The following is a 24,470-nucleotide window of genomic DNA, read 5'->3' on the forward strand; positions in this document are numbered from 1 at the left end:
CTCACACCTCTGCATCAAATTTGCCAGTTATGACAAGTTTGCCAATCATACCGTCAGCTTCAACTGTTTTATGAGCTGCTCGTAATGTGTCAGCGTTAAGTCCTGTGACTGTTTTGGTCATCGTTGATTTTAACTCTCCCGCATCCAATAGTGTTGCTAATCGATTGAGTATCGTCCCTTGTGAACCCATATCTGCCGTATAATAAGCCCCTTTTGTAAAAACCGTTAACCATTTAAAATCATTACTTTTATTCTTTAAAAGACTAATTGGCAGTTCTGTTGCTGTCCCTACAATAGAAGTAATAATACCTTGTGGTTTAATTAAATCCGCTGCTACACTAAAATAGTGTTCCGTTGAGTGTAAAATTAAAATAGCATCAACTTCGTTAATATCTAATTTTGCTAGTTGTTCTTTTAAATCCTTTCGATGATTAATAATGATGTCAGCGCCCATTTTTTTGACCCAATCACTCGTTTCTGATCTTGAAGCAGTCGTAATCACTGTTAAGCCTGCCCATTTAGCCAATTGGATGGCAATTGAACCAACGCCACCCGCTCCATTAATAATTAAGACAGATTGTCCTTGATTAGCATTTTTTTCTGGAATAAAGTCTAATTTTTCAAATAAAGCTTCCCATGCTGTAACACCCGTTAACGGCATCGCAACTGCCTCAGCATTTGAAATTTTATTGGGTGCATGCCCAACAAGTCGTTCATCAACTAATTGATATTCCGCATTACTTCCTGGACGATTATTCACACCAAGGTAAAAAACCTGATCACCAACAGCAAAATTAGTAACCTCTGACCCAATTTCTGAGACTGTCCCAATGGCATCAAAACCTAAAATAAGTGATTTATCTTCAGAACCAATGCTCATTCTTGATTTATAATCTATCGGATTAACTGAAACGCCTGCTATTTCCACTAGAATATCGTGTTTTTCAGGCACCGGTTTATCAATTCTGATATTCCGTAAAGCTCTTATATCTTCCGTCTTAAACTGACCAAATGCTGCAATTGCCTTCATTTTATTTGCCATTACTTATCTCTTCTTTCATTTAATATAGCGTCTAATAGTTATCTTACTACAGTTTAGTAAAATAATAGCTATACTCAGATTTAATTGACTTTTACGTCCAACTTTTGTACGCTTTATTGGAACATAATCTAAAAATATCAGGAGATGACATGATGGATAAACCATTAAAAACACGTCGTGAATTAAAAAATAGCGTAAAAGCACTATTTAAGGAACATTGGAAGACAGCAATTTTAACTAGTTTAATTGTATCTGTGTTAACAATTATCGCGAATAGTTTCTATCTTCATGCTTATCTAGGATCAATAAAAGCAGGCTCAAAAACGGCCATTTATACAACCTCATTTAGTATCTATTTAATTCTAACGTTCGCCGCATCATTCATCTTAATTGGCGTTAATTACTCATTTCTAAATTGGTTTGATTCAAAAGAACTTTCAAAAACACCCGTTAGAGATAGTTTCCAAATCTTTTCTAATGAATTTTTCTTATCAACAATCTGGACTGCTATCGTTAAATATTTTTTCACAACCCTTTGGGCATTACTATTATGGGTTCCTGGTATTATAAAAAAATATAGTTATTCACAAGTGTACTTAATAAATAAGGACTTGGCAGAAAATCCAAATCATCCAGAACTAACCGCACGTCAAAAGTTAAAATTAAGTGCCAAATTAATGAAAGGTCATAAATTCGACCTATTTGTTCTAGAACTTAGCTTTTTAGGTTGGAACTTACTTTCTACCGTTACTTTTGGAATTAGTACAATCTGGGTTTTACCTTACCAATCAACAACCTATGTCGCATTCTATAGAGACTTAGCAGGCGATACTTTTTTAACAATGACAACTAACAAATAAAAAGACTGAATTTCTTCAGTCTTTTTATTTTGTCTTCACATGTTTAAGTCCTTCTCGAACAGCTAACGGAGCTAACTCGTGATTTTCAACAAAATCTTTAACCCAATTCATATCGGTTTTAGCGTATTCACGCAACGACCAGCCAATTGCTTTTTGAACAAAAAATTCATTTGTTGTCCTATCATTTAAAATCATTTTTGTTAAATAATCCAAATGCGTTTCTTTCCGATAACCCAACTGGAGCGTAATGCCAACCCGTCGCATCCAAAAATTGTCATGATTTTCAAATTGTTGACTAATAGAATCAAAAGTTTCTGAATGTAATCGCACAAAATCACTAATAACTTTACGTAAACTATCAACTGAATCCCACCAAGCCTTAACAGAAACTAAATCAATAAGTACTTGAATATCATCTATTGTGAGTCGTTTCACATTTTTTTGTGCTAAATCTATTGCAACATATTGATATTCCCTTTCCTCTCGATCGTAGTAAGCCACAATTTGTGCTAAAAGCTCATCTAGTGACCACCCCTTTGATTCTTTCATTATATCTTTTGTTAAGTCACGCCGATCTGGTGCCCGAATTCCTAAAAAAGTAAACTGATTTTTCATATAGGCTTCCATTTTTTCAACATTTTCATAATTCCTCTCAAAATTAATCATTTTTGCTCCTTTCATTGTAACCGCAACCATATCAGTTGGATAAAGGATTTTATGATGTTATACTAAGGTTAATCATATAAAGGGGGAATCATTATGTCAATGCATAACAATTTGAAACAATTACTAACAATCAAAGAAGGACCAGTTGTATCAATCTTTATCAAGACATACCCAGGAATTAATTTTGCCGCAAAGAATCAATTGAAACTCAAAACTAGTTTGAAAACTGCAAAAGAAGAACACGCAGAAATTGATAAAAAAGTTTGGGTTACAATTGAAGCGCAATTAACTCAGTTCATCAATGATATTGCTGATAGAATTGGTCAATTCCCTAGCATTGCACTTTATTTAACACCAACTGATTACTTTAAATTCAATTTGAATCACGCAATTGAATCTGACCAAGTTATTGTTGGTCCTGAAGCGTACACGTTACCATTACTTGCTCAACAAGCCACAAAATTATCAGGAACAATCTTGAGTTTACATCGTGATTCATTCGAGCTACACCAATTTAAAGAAGGTGTCTTGTTAAAACAAGCCTTACCAAAAGACGCTCCTATTGATATGATCTCAGCACTTGGTCCTGAAAGAACAGATACAACAACGACTCATGGTCCTACAGGTGCCCTTCACGGTTTAAACACTAAAGATGAAGAAAAAGCGATTGATAACAAAAATTACTATTTAGCAATTGAGCAATTTTTAATGGCTCATCCAGAATTAATTTACAAACGTCTTTTCCTTATTGGTTTACCTAAAAACCAAAGCCTATTCCGTGAATTAACGAAATTAAAAACAATTAACTCAGAAATTACGATTAAAAAATCACCTAGCGCTTTGACAACTGCAGAAATTGAAAAAGAATTATTAGACCAAAATCAACTCTTAATTGATCAAACCGTTGAAAAATTATTAGATCATGCTCGTTCACTCGATGAGTTTAATCCAAGTGAATCAAGCCCAGTTGATTTGTTCGCTTTATTAACACAACATCGTGTTAAAACTTTGTTGATTAATAAAGATGCAACTTTCCCCGGTTTAATTGTTGATGGTCAAATCGTTGACACCGAACCTGGCAAAACAACCAATAACCTATTAAATGATTTAGCTAACTTTACGTTACGTAATAGTGGCGATGTCTACGTTATCTCGGCTGACCACTTTAATTCGGGTCAATTCGTTTATGGCGTTTAAGCATTCAAAAGAAGACATGTTGTCTTCTTTTTTTGTGCCCGATTTTTAACTATCATGTTATACTTAAAAAAACAAATACATCTTTCAGGAGACGAAATTAATGAATAAAGTTTATTTAGCAGGTCCCTTTTTCGACGACAAACAGCGTAACCGCGTTGCTCAGGTTGTCGCAGCCTTAAAAGAGAACAAAACAATTGATAGTGATAATATCTACTTACCTCAAGACAATCAAAGTGAGCAATACGAACAATTCAGTAAACCATGGCAACGTGCTGTTTACCTAGCTGATACACGACAAGTTCATCGTGCCGACGTTGTTGTCGCTATCCTTGATTACAAAGATGACGAAGGTAATGAGCCCGACTCCGGAACTATGTTTGAAGTTGGCATGGCTGTTGAAGCTCATATTCCCGTTATTTTAGTCCAATTTGAAGCTGGTCGCGTGATTAACTTAATGTTATCTGAAAGTTTAACGGCCTTCTTTGATGAAAATAAGAATGGCTTAAAAGAACTTTCTGAATACAATTTTGATGTTTTGGAAGAAAAAATTACTGAGAATGACGTCTTATAAATCAATGATGAATTGTCACCTAAAGCTTGCTAGACGTTTTTGGGGGAGTCTATCGTAGTTATTGAAAGGAGCTACGCAATTTATGAAAGAAGTAGATGATAATTACAAGCTTATCAAAAGAAGAAAACAAGAACGAATTGCAAGTATTGTTACCGCTATTTCTTTTGTTTTAATTGCTCTAATTTGTTTCACTGGCTTATTTTTAAAGAACAGAGTAAATGAAAATTTTATTGCTCTATGCGTCATACTTATATGTATTCCGCTTACCATTTCTAACTATATATTGTACAAATCCTTCTACCCAAAGGCAGAGAATGTCCCACAACCATTATTTATACCAAAAGTATATGGTCTTGGAATAACAATTAATCCTAACCATCCAGTAGGAAAGTTTCTTTGGATTTTAGTAGGTATAGTAATCTGAATATTATTTAATCAAAGGCACATAAATAAAAATCATAGATAAAGTCCAGAAACAATGGCTCTATGTCAAATAGCGTTGATAAAGCAAAAAAATAGTGTCGATGATTTCTCATCAACACTCAAAAGTATAGAACCTTTATTTCTTACTATTATTCTGGATTTTTTTCTGCAGAAAATAGCAAAATTTATGTGTTCAAGTGAAGAACCTAAATCGTATGATTCTTCAGCTTTAATTTTATCATTTTTTGCTTCATCAACGCTATTTGAGATAGAGTCTTTTTACTGCCTTATCTATTTATTACCAAATATTAACGCGTTCATCAGGCGCTTTATACATATCATCGCCTGGAACAACACCAAAGACGTCATAAAAATCAGCTAAATTTTGAACCTGAATATTAGCCCGTAACTTGGCAGGTGCATGGACATCAATTGATAATAACAATTGCATGTACTGCATTGCTGCCTTCATGCGCCAGACTTGCGCCCAATTAATGAAAAATGCTTCAATATCAGCATCATCTTCTGCTTTTGCTGCTTCAAGTGCACAACTCAGTCCACCTGCATCAGCAATATTTTCAGAAACCGTTAAAGTCCCATTAACTTTTTGACCAGCGTACTCAGTTCCATCAAATTCAGCAATCATTTGTTGTGATAATCCTTTAAAATGAGCTAAATCAGCTTCACTCCACCAATTATTCAAATTACCATATTCATCGAATAGCGCCCCATTATTATCAAAAGCATGCGAAATTTCATGAGCAATCACAGCCCCAATTCCACCATAGTTAGCACTACTACTCTGTTCTAAACTATAAAATGGTGCTTGTAAAATTGCTGCTGGAAAGACAATAATATTTTTAAATGGATGATAATAAGCGTTAACTGTTGCAGCACTCATCTCCCAGAGATCACGATCAACTGGTTGGTTCCATTTACTAAACATATCTTCAGTCGCTAATTCGTCAAAAGCCATCGCGTTTTCTAATAATGTTTTATCAGCATCAACATGCATTTTTTGATACAATGGGTTAATTTTATCTGGATAACCAACTTGAATACCTAATTTACTTAGTTTTAAAATGGCTTTATCTCGTGTCGCACTTGTTAACCACGTATTATTAGCCAACCTATTTTGGTAGACACCTATCATTTTTTCAACCATTTGGTGGACGTCTGCTTTAGCGTCTTCACCAAAATATTTATGCCCATAATATTCGCCAACAATGCCACTATAAGTTCCCATAGCTAAATAATAAGCAAATTTCTGTTGTTTCTTTGCTGCTTTACTTCCGGATAACGCACGTCCATATTCACCAGAAATAACACGTAAATCATCTGATAAGAATGAACTAAGACTTCCTACTGTTTTAACAATTAACCAGCTTTTAAAGTCATTAAAGTGGTCTGCATTTAAAATCTCATCAATCGCCGCTAAATACTTAGGTTCAGCTACAATTATTTTTTCTGGTTCATTGCCATTTAAAAGATTTTTCACAATAGCTTTTAAATTTAAATTTTTACTTTGTGAGCCAAATTCTTCAAAAGTTTGAGGGTTATATACTTTGCTATAATCAGCTGATTCTTCAGCACTTTTCACATGTGGCACTAAATTTCGATCAAAAGTTAACGCTTGTGCAATAACCTGTTTAGCATCTTCTTCACTATAATCTAGCGCAACCAATAACTTAGTCATCATTGTACTGAAAACTTGAAGTAACCCTGCAGCTTGCTGATTATCTGCTTCATAATACGTTTTATCTGGCAAAATCAACCCTGGAGCTGCCGCAAATAACGCATTGATTTGAGCATTTTTCATATCGGCATCAACATCAAAACCAATTGGCGTAGGATAACCGGCACGAACAAAATCAGCCCATTTAGTATCAAAATCAGCTAATGTAGCTAAATTTTCCAAAGGTTCTAAAACTTTCTTCAATGGTGCCGTACCTTCTTTTGCACGTCGATCAAAATCTGATGCTAACGCATAGTAGTTTAAGAATTCTTGCATTAAGGCTGACTTTTCACTTGAGTCAGCTGCCATTTTTTCAAAATCACTCATCAATGTTTTATCAATCTCATCAGCTAAATCATTAAAACCACCCGTTGCTGGTTTGTCATCTGGAATTTTAGCAGTTTTCAACCATTCGCCATTCACGGCTTCATATAAATCATCTTTAATTAATTGCTTGTTTACAGTCATTATTTTATCTCCTTTTTAGTTTAATATGTAATCTAGTATAAACGTTATGGTGGAGATTTAATAATCATTTACTCAGAAATTGATTAGCTGTTTCTGCCAAATTAAAAAAACTGTACCTAGGAAAATAATTTCTAGGTACAGTCGGTCAGCTATTATAGCTTTACAGTCGTTAGTTTCATTTCATTTATCTGATACTTCTTTGAATCAATTAATACAGGATTTTCTTGCCTTATTTCAGCCAAACGTTCCGCATCAAACTCTGTATACAATAATTCTTGCTTTTCAACTGATGCCATTTTAATTACGTTACCTTTCGGATCCCACACGCGACTTAACCCACATGATTCTCTTGATTCAGTATAACCACAATAATTAGTCATTGTCGTATACATGGTATTATCATGCGCTCTTGCTGCGAAGCGGATTGCAGATTCATCGTAGCCATTTCCTTTAGTAAATAGCGCACTAACCAAATAGGCGTGGCATCCAGCCTGTGCCAATAATCGTGCATGTTCTCCAAAAGCGGAATCATAACAGATTGCTAACCCTAATTGCCATCCAGCTAATGTCAACATCACAAGACTAGATCCAGCAGTGTAGATTTTTCTTTCATTTTCATCAAGATTTATTTTATTGTATCTGATTTTTTCTGTCCCAAATTGGTCAATGACAATTGATGAAATAAAAATTTTGTCATTCACTCTGGTAGGAGCCCCAATCACTGCTGCAATCTGTTGTTGTTTGCAAACTGCTAATAACGGATTCAAGCGTTCATCATTAGCAGTAAGCGTGTAACGAGTGACATCAGATTTAATCAATTCAGGCGCATATCCAGTTAAATACTCTTCGGGAAAAATAACGATGGCTGCTTTTTCTTTAGCGGCAGCAATGATAACCTCAACGGCTTTTTGGACATTCAATTCAATATCCCCATCATTTGAAGCCATTTGTGCGAGTGCAATTTTCAAATTATTATTTGTCACGATAGTACTCATAAAATCACCGCCTACTTTCCTATAGTATAGTACATACTTGAATTTATTTAAGTTCTCATACTATCTTAGTTTTCATCTTTTTTAAATGATTTTTTGAAAAGTATAGAAATAATTAAGAAAGCTAAAAGCTCTGAATCGGAAGCTTATTTTAACATCCCACCAAAATATTACTTTCAATAAAATTTTACCTTATTAATATAATTAAATTTTTCCTTGGCAATCTGATAATACTCATTGATTCTCTGATCATTAAGATGATATTCATATAATTTTTTAATCTCATCTGTCTCTATTACGTTGTAGTCAATAAGACTTTTATATCCTCTAGATATTAATATACGATACAAAAAGGTTCCTGGTTCTTTGGGGAAGTAATCCTTATTAGCAAAAAATTCTTCATCAGAAATTGGCTCTGTAATCAACTTTAATCCATTTTCAGTTAAATCATTGGATAAGTATGTCACCATTTGATTTACCCATATCCAAAAAGTAATAAAACTTTTAACTGTATTATACAAAATATCGGATTTTGCTAACTCATCATTTATTTTATTTTCCTCAATATATTCCCGTAATATTTCGCGAATATTTTTTACTGCTTTAGAGTTTATTTTAGTTCTGGTTCTACCAAGCATACTTTTAACAAAAGTTTGATTTTTTTCGAAATCAAAGTTAGACAATTCTTTCTTGAGTATTACATCTATTTCATCTAGTAGATATTGACAAGATACTGTTGGAAACAATAAATATTGCTCTTTATTTATTAACCGATATTTTTTGTAAAATTCTTTTGGTAACTTTTCATTCACTAATTCTAATACATTTTCACCAAAATATATTAGTTTTTCACTTTTTTCAATATGCATTCGGCGATTATCCAACAAATTATCAAAATCTATCTCTAGATAATTACAGCTCTCCTTCGTAATTGGTATCTCAAAATCCATCTTTCCATTTTCCCACTTGCTGATATATTGTGGATTTATATTTAACTTTTCAGCTAACTCTTGCTGAGTTACACCCTTATTTTTTCTTGCTTCTTTTATTTTATTCCCTAATATTAATCCTCTGTTCATTTAATCACTCCTAAGAAAATATATTATTTTTAACAAAATAATTACTATTGATTATTCTATTTTCATCTTTTTCATACAAATGGTCAGATACTTCATGAGTAAACCAATAAAGTTCAGAAATAATTCCTTCTTTAATCAATGTCATTTCTTCAGCATCTAGTATTGTTCTAGGATCATAACGGCTCCTTGATCCTACTGTATCTTCATGAATCATAATTGATTCATGAAGATTATTAGTCGTATCAGTCTCATTACAACCCTCCAACCAATAAAAAAAATGATTAATAAACCTTATTGCTTGAAAATCATCACTTTCGGAAGAAAGTAAATTATTTACCCCTTGCAACTCAATATCATATCTCGGCACAAATTGAACTCTAGCATTATTCGTAATATAAAAAAGCTCCATCAAATCTTTGAAATTATCTATACTTGAATAATCTAAAATCTTTTTCCCAAAATTATATAAGGACTCTTTAGAAATAGCTATAGGTTCTTTATCTACATCGATTAAATCTGAAGCCTTAACATCAAATAATTCTGATAAACATTGTACCTCAATAGTACTGAGTGATTCGCCTTTTTCCCATCGCTGCACAGTTTTTTGAGAAACCTTAAGGCCAGTTTTCTCAAATAGACACTTTACAAATTTCTCTCTAGATAAATTTAATTTTTCACGTTCATATTTTATTTGTGTATTAATATCCATATATCTCACCTCATAATTATTATCTCAAATAATCGTGAAACAATTAAGCCATATTTTGTCCAAATCACTTGGTCAAAATTTAATTTTATCCAGATTTAAAAGAATTAATTCAATTAGCAAATAATACGTAGATTAGTTTAATATAACCCAAATTTCTTGTAAATTAAAAGGCATGCTTCCAAATTCTATTGGAGTCATACCTTAGCCTTTTAAATAATATTAAATGTCTAACTTTTTTGTTGCACTTCATTTATCATTTTTTGCTTCATCAACACTATTTGACATAGAGCCAAAATAAAAAGACCACGAAGGGTCTAAAGCTTTACTATTTGAATATTTTTTTCATCTAAATTAAATTTATCTTTTTTTCCTAAATCTCTTCTCATTTCCATAATCATTTGATAATAGGGTTCTTTCATTTGTTCTTGAGTTAATGATCCTGGGGTTTTTTGAGCTTCAATTTGATTCGCAAACAAATCATTTACTGCAACAATAACCTCTTCAGAACCCCATAATTTAATTCTTTCGTAACCAGAAATCATATCTAACTTAACTTTATCTACACTTTCAACATAAGTTAAACCACCTTCAAAAAGAATTAAAGTTATTGAGTTCAAAAAATCTTCGTAAATTTCTCTTTTTTTATCATTCATACTTTTGTCTCTTTCTAACTTGCTATTTATTAAATACCCAACTAATATTGGAACCAATATTAAAATTATTTCTTTCAAGTGAAAAACCTTCTTTTGTTAATTATATTCAAAACCTTTTAACTTAATTATGAATTTCAACGTCCGTCCAAAGGATTGAAACCTATCAATCTGTTACTTCTCAAAAACAATATCAAAGTATCTCAGATACTTCAGTATGTCAAACTTATTCGGCAAAGGAAAACACACTATGGATAGATTTGCTCATCTGTTGCTGAAACTTCGCCTTCATTTTGATAATTTGATTTTGAACGAGAAAGTTTGTTTCTTGTATTAACTATATTTTAGGACTAATTCTTATCTTCTATATTATTTATATCTACTAGTTGTACTTCTTTATTTATAGAAAAATAGTTCTGAATTCAGACTCACACAAACACTCTATATTATTTCAAATAATTTTTTTAATATGCGATCAACATTATTTAATAAATTTTCTATTTCATCAGGAGAATATATTTCTTTAGATGTGCTCCTCTATAATAATTACTATCTAAAACTTCTATATTAAAAATATAGTCTTGAATGTTATTAATGTTGATTATTGACTTCATACATTTATCCTTTCATCAATTATTTTTTATATAGTTCATGTTAACATATATGTTTATGTAATAACCAATTAGTTAAGAATTCATGCGTTATGAATACTTATATATTCTGTTCAATACGATTCAAACAAATCAGCATATTCAATAAGTATTATCTGATATTTCGAATATTTTCAGGAAGCTCAATGATGCGTTATAAACAGTGGCCACTTTCTGTTTTCCATCTATCTCTTTCTAATAGTAACGTTCATTGTATATAACTCTACAGGCTGATATAATTTAATTATTACTAGTTTTTAAAGGAGTGGTAACATGCTAACCCCAGAAATGAACGATTTAATCGGATCATTAAGAGTTCATAATGGTGTTCTGATTATGGGTGCCGGAGCATCGCTAAAAGCTGGAATGCCTCTATATGCACAATTTCCTATGATAATGTGGAGAGTTATAGATGAAAATCCAGTAATTAAAGAAGAATTTGGAGAAAACAAAGGTATCAGGGCTCGAGATATTATTGGTAATAAAACTGATAAACTTATAGAAGCATTCCGATATGTTATTAAATATCCATCTGCAATTGATAGCTTTAAAAAATATTTTAAAGCTACTACAGATAAGCACAATCAGACTTCTTCAGATGTCCACAACAATATCTGCAAATTGATTCATGAAGGCTTTATCAAATTAGTTATTTCTTTAAACTGGGATGATCTTCTTGAAGTTTCTTGGACAAATCTTTATGGAACTGAAATTAATGGAGAAAAGCTACAATTAATAAAACCTCATGGTGACGTAAGAAATTTAGATGGAAAATGGACATTTCCGAACGAACCAGGCTATTTGAGTGTTGAACACAAGAAGATTATTAGTGAACTATTGCATGATAATATCTACACTTTTTTAATTTTGGGATATTCTGAAAATGATGAAACAATTGTTGAAGAATTAATTGATCCAAAAGAAAATCAAAATTTATTTTTCAGAATTTCTCCTGGTAATCAGATAGACTTGGATGCAATGGATTCCACTCGCATCCTGGTAGAAAACTTGGTTGATAATACTAAAGATATCTGGCAACAAATAGATTATTCAAATCAGAACGGGATGGAGAGAGCCTTACTTGGTTATCGACTTCTTCCCTCAGATGTTGGATCAAGCGCCAGACTACCCCAAATTGGCTCTGCTCATTCAAAATTGAAACAGACCAATTATGTACTAATCGAAGCAGAACCAGGATGTGGTAAATCAATTACAGCTTATCAAATCGGTTATGATTATAAATATAAAAATTGGGAGATTTTCAAACTAGATAATTCTCTTAAGGAGGAAGAAATTCCTCTTCAAATATTTAAACCCAATCGCTATCAATCTCTATTCATAATAGATGATGCCCAACAATTTTCATTATCATTTATCGAAAAATGTATCAATTCGGTAAATAGTCATCGTAAAGTGATCATTACTCGCACAAAAATTCAAGATAGTTTCTCTAGGGAAACTGTTACTATTGTAAAAAAAGACTCTATCGATGCAATTAAAGAACACTACCTAAAAAATTCAGAAACTCTAATTCCAATTTTAAACAATTACTACTCTATTACAATTGGCAATTTGTATATGGATACTCCTCTTGAGAGATTAATTGAATTTGCGTCAAAAGAAGAAACCCCTTGGCTTTTCAACTACAATCTATCTGAAGGATGGAAAAGACTACAAGAAAATTTTTCGTTAATTCAAGAACACAATCGAAGTGACCTTATTCTTGTCTTAATAGCGATTAAGCAAATTCTTCAATTGGATAAAGCCATAGAATATAGCTGGTTAAGAAATTCTATTTCTTCATTTCCAGATATAACAACTTCTTTAGATGATGCTCTTGATTTCTTAAAATTAGAAGAATGTATTATCCAAAACGAAGAAGGCATAAGAGTTCTTCATTTACAATTGGCATCTGAAATCGTCCTTTTATATTGCAAGACGGTTAATGGAGCGGAGGTGAAACAACTAGTTGAGTTTGTCCAAAATGATATTTTGAAATTGAAGCCTAACTTACTCGGATTAGTTTGGTTGTCTAATTTCACTTCTAGAGGTCATTGCGAAATAAGCAATCTCCTATACTCTGACAAATTATGTGTAGACTTGATTCAGCGTTGTTTTAACGAACCCTCTCTAGACAGTAAGAAAAATTCATTGTTCCTTTTAGATAAAATTGATGGATATAACAAAGATTACGGTTATAGCTATTTATTAAATGTTGAAAGAAATAACTTGAAACCTTTAATTGAGAATATAGACTCAGATTCATTTTATGCAGCTGGAAATTTATTAAATAATATGTACAATTTCAGTAGTTATGAAAAAGAAAAATTCGGATTAGAATTAAATATGGCTCATTTTTTTAAGTTAGTGAATTCACTAGATATCGAAAGTATTCGTGGATTGGGTTACTTTATAAACAGACTTGGAATTGGAATGAATAAAAAATGGCTGAAAAATTTTAGTCATTCATTACCAAAACAAAAATTAATGGATATAATTGATTCTTCTAATGTGGAGCAATTTTGGATAGTGGAATCTCTCTGTTCTTCCATTGCTAGGATTAATCCTATATTAGTTGATGACCTATTTTCTCTGTTACTCGATAAATTGCTTAAATCTTTTAAATATTCTGTATCAAAAACTCTATCAAGTATTGATTCTTTTGATTTATTTCACATATTCTTCGGAAGAGAATTCTTTGTAGAGAGGAGATTAAACAGACGAACTCGGAAAAATTTATTAGAACTAACTCAAAAAATCGATTACAAAGATATTGTTACGTCTTTTAATGAGAGTAAACCTAGAGATTGGCGAAACTTACATGAGCTACTGTCTGCTCTAGGTAGAATCGATAAAAAACTTGTTAAAAAAATTATTTTAGAAATTAATCTTGATTATATTGAAAATCAACTTAAAGGACTTTGGAATACACAACCTGACGATTTTTATATAGTTAGTTTGCTAGCATATGCTAGACCAAAGGAGATTGCTGCAATGCTATTTAAGCACAAAGATGAAATAGCATTTTTAAGACCTCCATACGTTTGTCTCAATGTGAATTTGACTGAAGAATTTCTTAAAAACGATAAAGAAGTAAGACTTTTTGAAAATGATTGTTCGTTTTGGGATGACGGTGCTGCAACTATTAAATTTTGTGGAAAAAAGCAAAAAGAACTCGGAATGCGTATATTAAACCAGAACAAAGAAAAGCTATCTGAAATATTCTTATTAATTGAACCGATAAATTGGGACGAATCATTCCTATTATTTTCAGAAATTGAAAAATTTTATCCCAATTTCCTTAATCAACTTTCAAAAGACCTTGATTTATCTAATTTTCTCAAAACCAATAGAATGTATTTTTCTGAAAAGCACACAGGCACAATGAGATATGATAATAATCGTTCGTTTGAAAATGTAAGTGGCTTTAAAAAAATGATCAACTTAGTTCTTCATAATACGGAACGCCAAGATTTAATAGAAGAACTTCAAAGAATATTAGATCTCATAATTATTGCCGAAAAAGAACTCCCTAAAAAATACACTACGATATCTGTTGAAATATAGAATAAACAATAAAAATTTAGTATCCTTTTATTTAGTAATCGCACCCTTAACTGTTTCGATTACTTTTTTTATTTCTCTAAAGGCTCTATGTCAAATAGTGTTGATGAAGCAAAAAAATGATAAAACTAAAGCTGAAGAATCTTACGATTCTTTGGTTTTTTTTATGCCGTTATGAAGATTCTGTTTCTGAATGAATTGAAGGTTCTGTAACCGAAGGATATGCGTTTAATAACTTTGATTTTATTGTTTATGCCTTCTGATGTTGCGTTGGAATATGGCTGAGAAATGGCATTTAGTATATGTTCCTTGTGTTTGATTATTGATTGAACTGAAGTTTTAAAAAGATCATTCGGCGTTCCTTTTTCTTCTAGTTCTTCAAGAAAGGGAAGAAATTCTTCTGTCTTTTTGTATTTAATGATACGAATAATAGCTTGATAAATATGATAGGCATCCGAAAGTTCAGGTGAATAGGCTAACAATCGTTCCATTAAGTCTTGTTCAGTAAAAAGTCCTTTAAATAAACAAAAATGTTGGTAATTTTTATAATCGAGTTTATCGGAATACTTGTTAAATTTTTTCCAATAACGCTTTAATACTAGCGCATCTTTTTTACGAGATAACTGTTTAGAGACGTTCACACGTGTACTAAATAAGGATTTTTGGAAAAGCTGGACAATATGAAATCGATCTAAGATGATGGCGGCATTTGGGAAGACCGTTTTAATAACCGTCTCGTAAGAGGCGTTCATATCAATCACAATATACTTCACTTTATCTCTGACTTCTTTAGGATAATGGAAAAAATGTGATTTTAAGGTCGTTTGCCTACGATCTGGTAAGATATCAAGGATTTTCCCATTTTTTCCATCTAAATATATGAAACTTAAACCACCTAAAACGTTACTAGTGAGACGGACTTCATCAAAACAGAGTACTTCAGGCAAGTGCATCCAGTCTTGTCTGATACTGATTTTCAAGTGTATTTAAAAATAGAAATACCAACACGCTTTGAAATGGTCTTGATGGAAGAAATATCTGATAAGTAAAGAAGCGCTAAACGTTTAATAGCGGTTGGAAGATGACATCCAGTTTCAATGATAGTTGTCCTTGCGGTAAATGTTTCCTGACAAGCCTTACAGAAGAAACGTTGTTTTTTTAATTTAAGATAGGTGTCAAAATGGCTTATTCGTGGTAAGAGAATCATAGATGTTTTCATTCCATTTTTGACAACTGTGAAATTAGTATTGATAACGCCACATCTTTCGCAGCATTTCGGCATATAAGTGAAAGTAGCATCAACCTTTTTGATTTTTCTTTGATGGTAAGTCACTGTCGTGACGGCATTCTCACAAAATAAAATATTTTTGTCTTGGATATCAAGTAAATTTCGTATATCATTATTAGTGGACATGAAGTTCACACTCCTAAGATTGTAGTTTAGTCGCTTTTAATTTTATCATGTGAGAACTTTATGTTCTTTTTTTTGCGAAAAAATAGTGCTGATGATTTCTCATCAACACTCAAAAGTATAGAACCAAGATTCTTCAGCTTTAGTTTTATCATTTTTTGCTTCATCAACACTATTTGACATAGAGCCCATAATATTATCTAACAACAGTTGACAAAGAGCCAAAAAAAGCACCAGAAACATTGATAAATAAACGGTTCTGGTGCTAAAAATTGGATTACCCGACACTACCTTCCATCTGATATTCAATCAAACGGTTCAACTCAACAGCGTATTCCATTGGTAATTCCTTCGTAAAAGGTTCAACAAATCCCATCACAATCATTTCTGTTGCCTTAGCTTCAGAAATGCCACGACTCATCAAATAATATAATTGTTCTTCAGAAATTTTAGACACTTTTGCTTCATGTTCCATTGAAACATTCCCATTCAAAATTTCATTAAAAGGAATCGTATCACTCGCAGATTGATCATCCATGATAATCGTGTCACATTCAACATGCGCAAATGAGCCATCGCTATGTCGGCCAAATTTTAAATAACCACGATAATCAACCCGACCACCATCTTTACATAATGATTTAGAGACAATCGAAGAAGTTGTATTTTTCGCATTGTGAATCATTTTTGCACCAGTATCTTGAATGATATTCCCGCCAGCAAACGCAATTGATAACATTGTGCCATGAGCCCCTTGACCATCCAAATAAATACTTGGATATTTCATTGTGACTTTTGAGCCAAGGTTTCCATCGACCCACTCCATTGTCGCATTTTCCAAAGCTCTCGCACGTTTCGTCTCTAAACTGTACACATTATCCGACCAGTTTTGAATCGTTGTATATCGACAGTATGCATCTTTCATGACATTGACTTCAACCACAGCAGCATGCAAACTATCTGCAGAATAATTAGGTGCTGTACATCCCTCAACATAGTTCACACTTGCGCCTTCATCAACAATAATCAAGGTCCGTTCAAACTGCCCTGTATTCTCAGCATTAATTCTAAAATAACTTTGAATAGGCACTTCCGTCTTCACACCTTTAGGTACATAAATAAAAGTACCACCAGACCAAATTGCTGAGTTTAAAGCCGAAAATTTATTATTAGAAGCAGGCACTAATTTGCCAAAATACTGTTTCACTAATTCGGGATATTCTTGAACGGCAGAATCAGTATCCATAAAAATAATACCCAATTTTTCAAAATCTTCACGCATATGATGATAAACTACTTCTGACTCATATTGCGCCGAAGAACCAGCCAAATATTGACGTTCAGCTTCTGGTACACCAAGTCGATCAAATGTCTCTTTAATCTTATCTGGGACATCATCCCAATCTCTAGCGACATTATCGCTGGCACGTTGAAAATAACGCATGTTAGCCAAATCTAATTTTGATAAATCAGGACCAAAACTTGGCATTGGCATCTTTTGATACAAGGCAAATGCGCGAAGCCGGTAATCCAACATCCACGCTGGTTCATTCTTGACTGCCGAAATTTCTCGAACAATTGCTTCCGTTAAGCCACGTCCAGTTGAATAAATCGGTTCAAAATCATCTTTAAATCCGTATTCGTATTCGCCACCAACATCTAATTCTTTCATACTGATTCCTCCTTTCTAATTTTCTAAATTAACAGCTTGATAAGCTGCTTTCCAAGCTAATGTCGCACATTTAATCCGTGCAGGAAATTGTGCAACACCTTCTAAAATAGCTGCTTCACCTAAAAGAGCATCGTCAATTGCTTCACCTGTGACCATTTTTGAAAATGTCGTTACCATTTCTTCTATTTCTTCTTTTGATTTACCAATTATTTCATCTGTCATGATACTTGCGGACGCCTGACTAATTGTGCAACCAGTCCCCGAAAAAGCCACTTCTTGAACTTTATCATCTGCCATCACGAGTTCAACTTTCAAGACATCCCCGCAAGTTGGATTTCTAAGTTCAATCGCTTTCTGCCCATTAACTAACGCCCCATGATGATGCGGATGCGTTGCATGTTCCAAAATAACTTGTCGGTATAAATGATCTAATTTAGATAGTCCCATTTTTAAAGAACTCCTTTGTGGCGATTAACGCTTCAATAAATTTCTGATTTTCTGCCAATGTATTATAAAGGTAAAAACTGATCCGAACGGTTGATGAAACACCCATTCGTTTCATAAGTGGTTGCGCACAATGATGTCCTGCGCGGACCGCAATTCCTTGCATATCTAGCGCCGTCGCAACATCATGTGGATGCAATCCTGCCAAATTAAAGGAAATAACGCCTGAACGTTTGTCACTATCAGCTGGTCCATAAACCGTCACACCTGGAATCGCTTTTAATTTAGGCATTAAGTCCTTAACTAGCATCTGTTCATGTGCATGAATATTCGCCATTCCCACTTCGTTTAAATAATGAATGGTTGCACCCAAAGAGATAACCCCTTCAATATTAGGTGTCCCTGCTTCAAATTTCCATGGAATTTCTTTAAAAGTTGACTGTTGTTCTTCAACAAGTTCAATCATCTCACCACCAAATTCAAGGGGTTGCATGTCATTTAAATACGTTCTTTTTCCATACAAAACACCAATTCCAGTTGCGGCGCCCATTTTATGACCTGAAAAAGCAAAAAAATCAACATCCAAATCTTGTACATTAATTGGCATATTAGGAACTGACTGTGCGCCATCACAAATGACGATTGCACCAACTGCATGTGCCATCGCGGTTAATTCTTTAATTGGCGTAATACTCCCTAACACATTTGAAATCTGCGTTAACGATACAATTTTCGTTTTGGCTGTCATTTTTAATTTTGCATCGTCAACGTCTATCTGACCGTCATCGGTTATGCCAACATAAACTAGTTTAGCACCAGTTGCTTGAGCCACTTGTTGCCAAGGGACGAGATTACTATGATGTTCCATAATGGAAATCAGAATTTCATCCCCAGCCTCTAATCGATTTTGTGCAAAACCTCGTGCCACCCAGTTCAAGCTTTCAGTTGTCCCTTTTGTAAATAAAATTTCAGATGCACTTGTTGCCTGAATAAAATCAGCCACTAATTGTCGTGTAGCTTCAAATTGTTCAGTCGCACGCTCAGCTAACGTATTCACACCACGATGGACATTTGCATTATCATTTTCATAATACTTTGAGATAGCATCAATAACCATCTGTGGTTTCTGAACAGTCGCTGCATTATCAAAGTAAATCAGCGGTTCGTCATTTACAAGTTGTTTTAAAATAGGAAAATCATTGCGATACTTTTTCAAATTTTTGGCCATTAATGAGTTTCCCTTCTATTGTTTCAATGAGTCTTGCTCGAACATCAACTGCTGGAATTGCCGTTAACACAGGGCCTAAGAATCCCCGAATAACAAGTCGTTCTGCCTCTTCTTTGTGTAGCCCACGACTCATCAGATAATAGAGTTGTTCCTGATTGACACGTCCGACACTCGCAGCATGCCCCGCTTGAACGTCATTTTCATCAATTAATAAAATAGGATTGGCGTCACCCCGAGCTTTTGTGGATAACATGAGCACGCGACTTTCTTGTTGCGCATTTGCACCCTTTGCACCTTTAATAATATGGCCGATTCCATTAAACGTTAACGTTGAACGCGATAAAATAACCCCATGTTGCAGAATTTGCCCAATTGAATGTTTGCCATAATTCGTCACACGCGTATCGATTCCTTGAATCTGGTTACCCGTCGAAATCGCAACCACTTTAACGTCAGCATGCGACCCCGCACCAATTAAATCAGAATCGAAATCACCAATAATATTGCCATCATTAAGTAACCCGATTGACCAGTCAATTTTTGCGTTATCGAGTAAATAGCCACGACGATTAATATAGGCAGTGGTCTGTTCACCTAATTGATCAACGCCAGCAAATTTAACTTGGCTATTCGCTTCAGCAATCACTTCAACAATAATATTCGCAGTTGCTGCCTTATTTCCTAAGGTAGAACGATTTTCTAAATATGAAAACTGACTATTTTCAGCTGCAACAATTAAGACGTGATGGACATAATCTTGGCCATCACGTGCATCCTGCGTTAAATAAGTGGTGATAGGCTGATCTAGGACCACATTTTTAGGAACATAAATAAATAGCCCACTCGTTAATTGTGCCAAATGAGTTGCGGTTAACCGGTCATCATCCCATTTAACTGCTTTAGTCATAAAATACTTTTGGACTAACTCAGCATGTTCTAATAGCGCTGTTGACCAATCACAAATGATAACGTGCTTGGCTTTCAACTCATCTGATAAATTCAAACTTAAAGTCCGTGACCCAACTTGACTGAACGTATTTTCAGCCATTTTTTTGACATCACCCTCAATTACACCTGACTCTGAAACCACTTGTTCCGGTACAATGGGCCATCTTTGATATCTAATTTTCTCAAATGAAGGGAGCTCTAACGATGTCATTTTTGTAAAAGCAGCACTTCTCAAGTGTTGGAACCAATCGGGTTCTTGTTTTAGATTAGAAAAATCACTAATACTTTGTTTTAAGACCTTCAAATCACTCATTTCACGGCCTCCATTAAACATTCTCGTCTGTTAAAGTCACTTCTAACCCCAATTCGTCACGTAAACCAGCATAGCCTTCTTCTTCCAGTTTTTCTGCAAGTTCAGCGCCACCCGTTTTGACAACACGTCCATCCATCATAACGTGTACAACATCAGGCACAATATAATTCAATAAACGTTGATAATGCGTAATCATTAAGGTGCCAAATTCAGCTTTTTTCAACATTTCATTGACGCCTCGAGAAACTACTTTTAGCGCATCAATATCCAAACCAGAATCAATTTCATCTAGGATAGCAAATTTAGGTTCAATCATCATTAATTGTAATATTTCATTACGTTTCTTTTCGCCACCCGAAAAACCTTCATTCAAATAACGATCAGACATTTCCTCTGTCATATCTAAAGTGGTCATCATTTTATCTAATTTTTTTAAGAATTCTCGAATTGGTATTTGGTCATCTTCTGGACGGCGTGCATTAATGGCTGCACGCATGAACTCAGCATTAGTCACACCAGGAATTTCTGAAGGATATTGCATTGCCAAAAATAGCCCTGCTCGAGCGCGTTCATCAACAGGCCAATCTAAAATATTCACGCCATTCAGTAACACTTCGCCTTCTGTCACTTTATACGCTGGATTTCCCATAATAGCTTCAGATAAAGTTGATTTACCCGTTCCATTTGGTCCCATAATGGCATGCACCTCACCAGTCGCCATCTTTAAGTTAACGCCTTTTAAAATTTCTTTATCTTCAATTTCTACATGTAAATTTTTAACTTCAAGTGTCGACATTTTAGTATTCCTCCGATTCATTAATATAGTTCATTCTATCCCAATAAATTGTCCATTTCAATAAAGTCCCGTAACTCACAATCTTTATTTAATTAATAAAATAAAAAGAATTGGAATTAGCCCACTTTCACTGACTAATTTCAATTCTTTCTATTTTGCTGGAATTACTGCACCCTTGTAGGTCTTCAAAATCCATTTTTGGGTGTTTTTTGATTGTAATGCTTTGACTAATTTTTTTACGGCCGGATTATTTTTATTCTTTGGTGTCACAGCGACTAAATTCGCATATGACGATGTATTACGCTCTAACGCAATGGCTTGTTTCGTCGGATTCAATCCCGCTTCAACCGCATAATTGGCATTAATCACAATCGCCGCACCTTCGTTATTTTCATACAAATCAGACATTAATTTAGGTTCATACGTATGTTTAAAAACCAAATGTAATTTATTTGTTTTAATATCGTTAAAGTTTGCCGTCGCAACATCTACCCCTTTTTTCAAGGTAATTAGACCTGCATCTTTAAAAATAGTTAACACACGACCATAATCTGAAATGCTATTAGACACTAAAACAGTGCTTCCTTTTTTCAAATCGGCTAAATGAGTCACTCGTTTAGAATAGACCCCAATTGGTTCCAGATGAACATTTCCAACACTTATCAAATCACCATTATTTTGTTTATTCCAATTATCTAAAAAGGGTTTATGTTGGAAATAATTGGCATCTAAATCACCAGATTCAGTCGCTTTATTAGGCATGACGTAATCTTGGAAAACTTTTACTTTTAAATCAATGCCTTCTTTTGCCAATATTGGTTTTACGTGAGCTAATATCTCCGCATGCGGTAGATTACTAGCTCCAATTGTCAAAGTAGTCATGTCACTTGATTTCTTGCCACACCCAGCTAATAAAAGGGGTAAGAAGAAAAGCAAAAAAATGATTTTTTTATTTATTTTCATGCTGCCCTCCTAATTATTCCGTTTATCAATTAATTTAGCTGAACGATCACCAAGCAGTTGAAAAATAGCAACAATGATAATGATTGTAACAGTAGCAACTAGTGTCACCGTATTATTATTGGCACCATAACCTTCAATGAAGGCCCAATTTCCTAATCCACCAGCACCGATTGTTCCAGCCATTGCGGTATATCCAATAATTGTAATGCCGGTAACGGTAGCTCCTGAAATAAGCGCAGGTAGGCTTTCTCGCAATAAGACTTTCCAAATAATTTGGCCTTTGTTAGCGCCCATTGCTTCTGCGGCTTCAATTACACCATAATCAATTTCACGAAAAGCAAGTTCAACCATTCGTGCATAAAATGGTGCGGCCGAGATAATTAAAGCAGGTAACGCTGCTACTGGTCCAATAATTGATCCAACTAACGCTTTTGTAAATGGCAATAATAGCACAATTAAAATAATAAATGGAATAGAACGGAAAATGTTCACTAAAGCTGAAACAACCCAATTAATGACTTTAGCCCAGAATGTAATTTTACCAGTCGTTTTCTGCTTCGTTTCAAATAACACAAGTCCTAAAAGAATACCCAAAATAACAACTGCCACTGTGGAAATTAAGGTCATACTAATTGTCTCCCAAGTATTTGACCAAAAATCAGCCCAATTAACAGCGCTAAAATTAAAATATGATGCCCACGTATTAGTCCCCATAATGAAGTACCTCCGTTTCTACTTTCATTTTTTGTAAGAATGGAATTGCTTGGTCCAAGCTGGTTTTTGGCCCAGTTAATTGAATATATAACGTTCCAATTGGCCCACCTTGTGTTTGATGAATTGACCCTTCAACAATATTAAAATCAACTTCTGGTATCTGTCTTAACATTTCAGAAATAATCGGCATTTGCGTTTGCGTACTATGAAAGGTTAATTGCACAATCAAACCTTGTGGATAAGCTTCGATTAATTCATTCACCGCAATTTCAGTATCATGCAAAGCTGGTGTCACTTCTTGGTTAACGAATCGTTTTGTCACACTTTGTTTTGGTCGTTTAAAGACGTCTAAGACAAGTCCACTTTCAACTAATTTACCATCTTCCATCACGGCAACATGATCACATATTTTACGAACGACGTGCATTTCATGTGTAATTAAGACAATTGTTAAATTCAATTTATGATTAATTTGAAGTAATAAATCTAAAATTTCATCCGTCGTTTGTGGATCTAAGGCACTAGTTGCTTCATCACAGATAAGAATTTCAGGATCATTGGCTAATGCTCTGGCAATCCCCACACGTTGCTTCTGTCCACCCGATAATTCAGAAGGATATGCATTTTCTTTTCCTTTTAAGCCAACTAATGCTGTCAATTCCTCAGCTTTAGCCAAACGTTCAGTTTTACTTAACCCAGCAATTTCCAATGGAAACATAATATTTTCTACAACCGTTCGTGACCAGAGTAAGTTGAAATGTTGAAAAATCATACCAATTTTTTGACGTTGTTTTCTTAACGCCTTACCTGTTAATGAGGCCATCTTAGCTCCATTAACATCAACTTCACCTGAAGTGGGTGTTTCCAATCCATTCAACATTCTAATTAAAGTACTCTTACCAGCGCCTGAATAACCAACAATTCCTAAAATACTCCCATCTTCGACCGACAAGTTTAAATTAGAAACAGCACTCACTTTACCGTTATTTGTGATGAACTCTTTTGATACATTTTTAAATTCAATCATCTAAATCCCTCCTCATTTTTTGTAAAAAAATAACTCCTCATCCCCCGTTTAATAAACGGAAGGACGAGAAGCCATAAACTTCACGTGTTACCACCTTGTTTTATTGCCATCTCACGATAACAATCTCATCAAGTACAGATTAATCACTTAATCGATACCCTTTCGCTGTATTGGGCGTACCCAAGGTGGATTAACAATGCTCATCCACCAAACGTTCCAAGACCATCTTCAATTCCGTAATTTCGATCCCTTTTCAGCTACCGAGACTCTCTTAACTCATTACTAAAACCTACTCATCTTTTCTAAACGTCTTATCTGTATTTCTTATTGTATTTGATTATAACCAGA

General features: G+C 33.9%; 22 protein-coding genes. 5 read left to right on the top strand and 17 right to left on the bottom strand.

All coding sequences use genetic code 11. From position 1 onward, the window contains the following. Position 1: 1 nt before the first annotated feature. Positions 2 to 1,042, bottom strand: coding sequence for a zinc-binding alcohol dehydrogenase family protein (locus ACVPPR_RS05685; protein WP_462303852.1), 1,041 nt, complete (start codon positions 1,040 to 1,042; stop codon positions 2 to 4). 152 nt (positions 1,043 to 1,194) lie between these two features. Here ACVPPR_RS05685 and ACVPPR_RS05690 point away from each other — a divergent pair, with 152 nt between their 5' ends. Continuing rightward, complete coding sequence (locus ACVPPR_RS05690; protein WP_462303853.1) at positions 1,195 to 1,902, top strand: DUF975 family protein; 708 nt, start codon at positions 1,195 to 1,197, stop codon at positions 1,900 to 1,902. Positions 1,903 to 1,926: 24 nt separating this feature from the next. Here the strand turns inward: ACVPPR_RS05690 and ACVPPR_RS05695 are convergent, their stop codons facing one another. Beyond that, positions 1,927 to 2,568 carry a DNA alkylation repair protein gene (locus ACVPPR_RS05695; RefSeq protein WP_462303854.1) on the bottom strand — a complete coding sequence of 214 codons (642 nt, stop codon included), beginning with the start codon at positions 2,566 to 2,568 and terminating at the stop codon, positions 1,927 to 1,929. A 93-nt stretch (positions 2,569 to 2,661) separates the two neighbouring features. Between ACVPPR_RS05695 and ACVPPR_RS05700 the strand changes: the two genes are divergently transcribed. The 3 genes from ACVPPR_RS05700 (at position 2,662) to ACVPPR_RS05710 (ending at position 4,760) form a co-directional block, all read left to right on the top strand. Then, on the top strand, positions 2,662 to 3,765 hold the full coding sequence (locus ACVPPR_RS05700; protein ID WP_462297386.1) for a baeRF6 domain-containing protein: 1,104 nt from the start codon (positions 2,662 to 2,664) through the stop codon (positions 3,763 to 3,765). Between the two features lie 100 nt (positions 3,766 to 3,865). Then, a complete protein-coding gene (locus tag ACVPPR_RS05705) occupies positions 3,866 to 4,336 on the top strand; it encodes a nucleoside 2-deoxyribosyltransferase (protein ID WP_462303855.1) in 471 nt (156 codons plus the stop codon). 82 nt (positions 4,337 to 4,418) lie between these two features. Continuing rightward, positions 4,419 to 4,760 (top strand): hypothetical protein, encoded by a 342-nt coding sequence (locus tag ACVPPR_RS05710; RefSeq protein WP_462303856.1) that lies wholly within the window; start codon positions 4,419 to 4,421, stop codon positions 4,758 to 4,760. 297 nt (positions 4,761 to 5,057) lie between these two features. Here ACVPPR_RS05710 and ACVPPR_RS05715 read toward each other — a convergent pair whose 3' ends face one another. The 5 genes from ACVPPR_RS05715 to ACVPPR_RS05735 all read right to left on the bottom strand — a co-directional run bounded on the left by ACVPPR_RS05715 (position 5,058) and on the right by ACVPPR_RS05735 (position 10,473). Continuing rightward, positions 5,058 to 6,962 (bottom strand): M13 family metallopeptidase, encoded by a 1,905-nt coding sequence (locus tag ACVPPR_RS05715; RefSeq protein ID WP_462303857.1) that lies wholly within the window; start codon positions 6,960 to 6,962, stop codon positions 5,058 to 5,060. A 152-nt stretch (positions 6,963 to 7,114) separates the two neighbouring features. Further along, positions 7,115 to 7,957: a carbon-nitrogen hydrolase family protein gene (locus ACVPPR_RS05720; protein ID WP_462303858.1), complete on the bottom strand. Its 843-nt coding sequence runs from the start codon at positions 7,955 to 7,957 to the stop codon at positions 7,115 to 7,117. Between the two features lie 173 nt (positions 7,958 to 8,130). Beyond that, positions 8,131 to 9,033: a helix-turn-helix domain-containing protein gene (locus ACVPPR_RS05725; RefSeq protein ID WP_462303859.1), complete on the bottom strand. Its 903-nt coding sequence runs from the start codon at positions 9,031 to 9,033 to the stop codon at positions 8,131 to 8,133. A gap of 10 nt (positions 9,034 to 9,043) precedes the next feature. After that, the gene (locus ACVPPR_RS05730) at positions 9,044 to 9,742 is read right to left on the bottom strand and encodes a helix-turn-helix domain-containing protein (protein WP_462303860.1); all 699 of its coding nucleotides are present in this window, start codon (positions 9,740 to 9,742) and stop codon (positions 9,044 to 9,046) included. Positions 9,743 to 10,056: 314 nt separating this feature from the next. Further along, positions 10,057 to 10,473 (bottom strand): hypothetical protein, encoded by a 417-nt coding sequence (locus ACVPPR_RS05735; protein WP_462303861.1) that lies wholly within the window; start codon positions 10,471 to 10,473, stop codon positions 10,057 to 10,059. Positions 10,474 to 11,315: 842 nt separating this feature from the next. Between ACVPPR_RS05735 and ACVPPR_RS05740 the strand changes: the two genes are divergently transcribed. After that, a complete protein-coding gene (locus tag ACVPPR_RS05740) occupies positions 11,316 to 14,609 on the top strand; it encodes an nSTAND3 domain-containing NTPase (RefSeq protein WP_462303862.1) in 3,294 nt (1,097 codons plus the stop codon). Between the two features lie 161 nt (positions 14,610 to 14,770). On the opposite strand, the gene ACVPPR_RS05745 is transcribed toward ACVPPR_RS05740, so the two are convergent. The 10 genes from ACVPPR_RS05745 to ACVPPR_RS05790 all read right to left on the bottom strand — a co-directional run bounded on the left by ACVPPR_RS05745 (position 14,771) and on the right by ACVPPR_RS05790 (position 24,122). Beyond that, on the bottom strand, positions 14,771 to 15,586 hold the full coding sequence (locus ACVPPR_RS05745) for an ISL3 family transposase (protein WP_462303863.1): 816 nt from the start codon (positions 15,584 to 15,586) through the stop codon (positions 14,771 to 14,773). After that, the gene (locus ACVPPR_RS05750; protein WP_462303864.1) at positions 15,583 to 16,020 is read right to left on the bottom strand and encodes a transposase family protein; all 438 of its coding nucleotides are present in this window, start codon (positions 16,018 to 16,020) and stop codon (positions 15,583 to 15,585) included. The genes ACVPPR_RS05745 and ACVPPR_RS05750 overlap by 4 nt, the downstream gene beginning before the upstream one ends. 274 nt (positions 16,021 to 16,294) lie before the next feature. Beyond that, complete coding sequence (sufB, locus tag ACVPPR_RS05755; protein ID WP_462303865.1) at positions 16,295 to 17,689, bottom strand: Fe-S cluster assembly protein SufB; 1,395 nt, start codon at positions 17,687 to 17,689, stop codon at positions 16,295 to 16,297. Positions 17,690 to 17,704: 15 nt separating this feature from the next. Next, the gene (sufU, locus tag ACVPPR_RS05760; RefSeq protein ID WP_462297377.1) at positions 17,705 to 18,136 is read right to left on the bottom strand and encodes a Fe-S cluster assembly sulfur transfer protein SufU; all 432 of its coding nucleotides are present in this window, start codon (positions 18,134 to 18,136) and stop codon (positions 17,705 to 17,707) included. Next, positions 18,123 to 19,361, bottom strand: coding sequence for an aminotransferase class V-fold PLP-dependent enzyme (locus ACVPPR_RS05765; RefSeq protein WP_462303866.1), 1,239 nt, complete (start codon positions 19,359 to 19,361; stop codon positions 18,123 to 18,125). The genes sufU and ACVPPR_RS05765 overlap by 14 nt, the downstream gene beginning before the upstream one ends. Beyond that, positions 19,330 to 20,622 (bottom strand): Fe-S cluster assembly protein SufD, encoded by a 1,293-nt coding sequence (gene sufD, locus ACVPPR_RS05770; protein WP_462303867.1) that lies wholly within the window; start codon positions 20,620 to 20,622, stop codon positions 19,330 to 19,332. Before sufD ends, ACVPPR_RS05765 begins: the two co-directional genes overlap by 32 nt. Positions 20,623 to 20,635: 13 nt before the next feature. Then, the gene (gene sufC / locus ACVPPR_RS05775) at positions 20,636 to 21,418 is read right to left on the bottom strand and encodes a Fe-S cluster assembly ATPase SufC (RefSeq protein ID WP_462297374.1); all 783 of its coding nucleotides are present in this window, start codon (positions 21,416 to 21,418) and stop codon (positions 20,636 to 20,638) included. 150 nt (positions 21,419 to 21,568) lie between these two features. Beyond that, entirely contained in the window at positions 21,569 to 22,381 is an 813-nt protein-coding gene (locus tag ACVPPR_RS05780; protein ID WP_462303868.1) for a MetQ/NlpA family ABC transporter substrate-binding protein, read from the bottom strand. A 9-nt stretch (positions 22,382 to 22,390) separates the two neighbouring features. After that, positions 22,391 to 23,095: a methionine ABC transporter permease gene (locus ACVPPR_RS05785; protein ID WP_462303869.1), complete on the bottom strand. Its 705-nt coding sequence runs from the start codon at positions 23,093 to 23,095 to the stop codon at positions 22,391 to 22,393. Next, positions 23,085 to 24,122 (bottom strand): methionine ABC transporter ATP-binding protein, encoded by a 1,038-nt coding sequence (locus ACVPPR_RS05790; protein WP_462303870.1) that lies wholly within the window; start codon positions 24,120 to 24,122, stop codon positions 23,085 to 23,087. The genes ACVPPR_RS05785 and ACVPPR_RS05790 overlap by 11 nt, the downstream gene beginning before the upstream one ends. Positions 24,123 to 24,470 lie beyond the last annotated feature (348 nt).

This window comes from Dellaglioa sp. L3N, assembly GCF_054941095.1.

Excerpts from the sequence above, each read along its gene's own strand:
- ACVPPR_RS05710 (WP_462303856.1), top strand. The coding sequence starts at position 4,419 with ATGAAAGAAGTAGATGATAATTACAAGCTTATCAAAAGAAGAAAACAA.
- ACVPPR_RS05790 (WP_462303870.1), bottom strand. The coding sequence starts at position 24,122 with ATGATTGAATTTAAAAATGTATCAAAAGAGTTCATCACAAATAACGGT.
- ACVPPR_RS05730 (WP_462303860.1), bottom strand. The coding sequence starts at position 9,742 with ATGGATATTAATACACAAATAAAATATGAACGTGAAAAATTAAATTTA.
- ACVPPR_RS05690 (WP_462303853.1), top strand. The coding sequence starts at position 1,195 with ATGGATAAACCATTAAAAACACGTCGTGAATTAAAAAATAGCGTAAAA.
- ACVPPR_RS05765 (WP_462303866.1), bottom strand. The coding sequence starts at position 19,361 with ATGGCCAAAAATTTGAAAAAGTATCGCAATGATTTTCCTATTTTAAAA.
- ACVPPR_RS05720 (WP_462303858.1), bottom strand. The coding sequence starts at position 7,957 with ATGAGTACTATCGTGACAAATAATAATTTGAAAATTGCACTCGCACAA.
- sufD (WP_462303867.1), bottom strand. The coding sequence starts at position 20,622 with ATGAGTGATTTGAAGGTCTTAAAACAAAGTATTAGTGATTTTTCTAAT.
- ACVPPR_RS05695 (WP_462303854.1), bottom strand. The coding sequence starts at position 2,568 with ATGATTAATTTTGAGAGGAATTATGAAAATGTTGAAAAAATGGAAGCC.
- ACVPPR_RS05715 (WP_462303857.1), bottom strand. The coding sequence starts at position 6,962 with ATGACTGTAAACAAGCAATTAATTAAAGATGATTTATATGAAGCCGTG.
- ACVPPR_RS05725 (WP_462303859.1), bottom strand. The coding sequence starts at position 9,033 with ATGAACAGAGGATTAATATTAGGGAATAAAATAAAAGAAGCAAGAAAA.
- ACVPPR_RS05780 (WP_462303868.1), bottom strand. The coding sequence starts at position 22,381 with ATGAAAATAAATAAAAAAATCATTTTTTTGCTTTTCTTCTTACCCCTT.
- sufC (WP_462297374.1), bottom strand. The coding sequence starts at position 21,418 with ATGTCGACACTTGAAGTTAAAAATTTACATGTAGAAATTGAAGATAAA.
- ACVPPR_RS05750 (WP_462303864.1), bottom strand. The coding sequence starts at position 16,020 with ATGTCCACTAATAATGATATACGAAATTTACTTGATATCCAAGACAAA.
- ACVPPR_RS05700 (WP_462297386.1), top strand. The coding sequence starts at position 2,662 with ATGTCAATGCATAACAATTTGAAACAATTACTAACAATCAAAGAAGGA.
- ACVPPR_RS05740 (WP_462303862.1), top strand. The coding sequence starts at position 11,316 with ATGCTAACCCCAGAAATGAACGATTTAATCGGATCATTAAGAGTTCAT.
- sufB (WP_462303865.1), bottom strand. The coding sequence starts at position 17,689 with ATGAAAGAATTAGATGTTGGTGGCGAATACGAATACGGATTTAAAGAT.
- sufU (WP_462297377.1), bottom strand. The coding sequence starts at position 18,136 with ATGGGACTATCTAAATTAGATCATTTATACCGACAAGTTATTTTGGAA.
- ACVPPR_RS05685 (WP_462303852.1), bottom strand. The coding sequence starts at position 1,042 with ATGGCAAATAAAATGAAGGCAATTGCAGCATTTGGTCAGTTTAAGACG.
- ACVPPR_RS05705 (WP_462303855.1), top strand. The coding sequence starts at position 3,866 with ATGAATAAAGTTTATTTAGCAGGTCCCTTTTTCGACGACAAACAGCGT.
- ACVPPR_RS05785 (WP_462303869.1), bottom strand. The coding sequence starts at position 23,095 with ATGGGGACTAATACGTGGGCATCATATTTTAATTTTAGCGCTGTTAAT.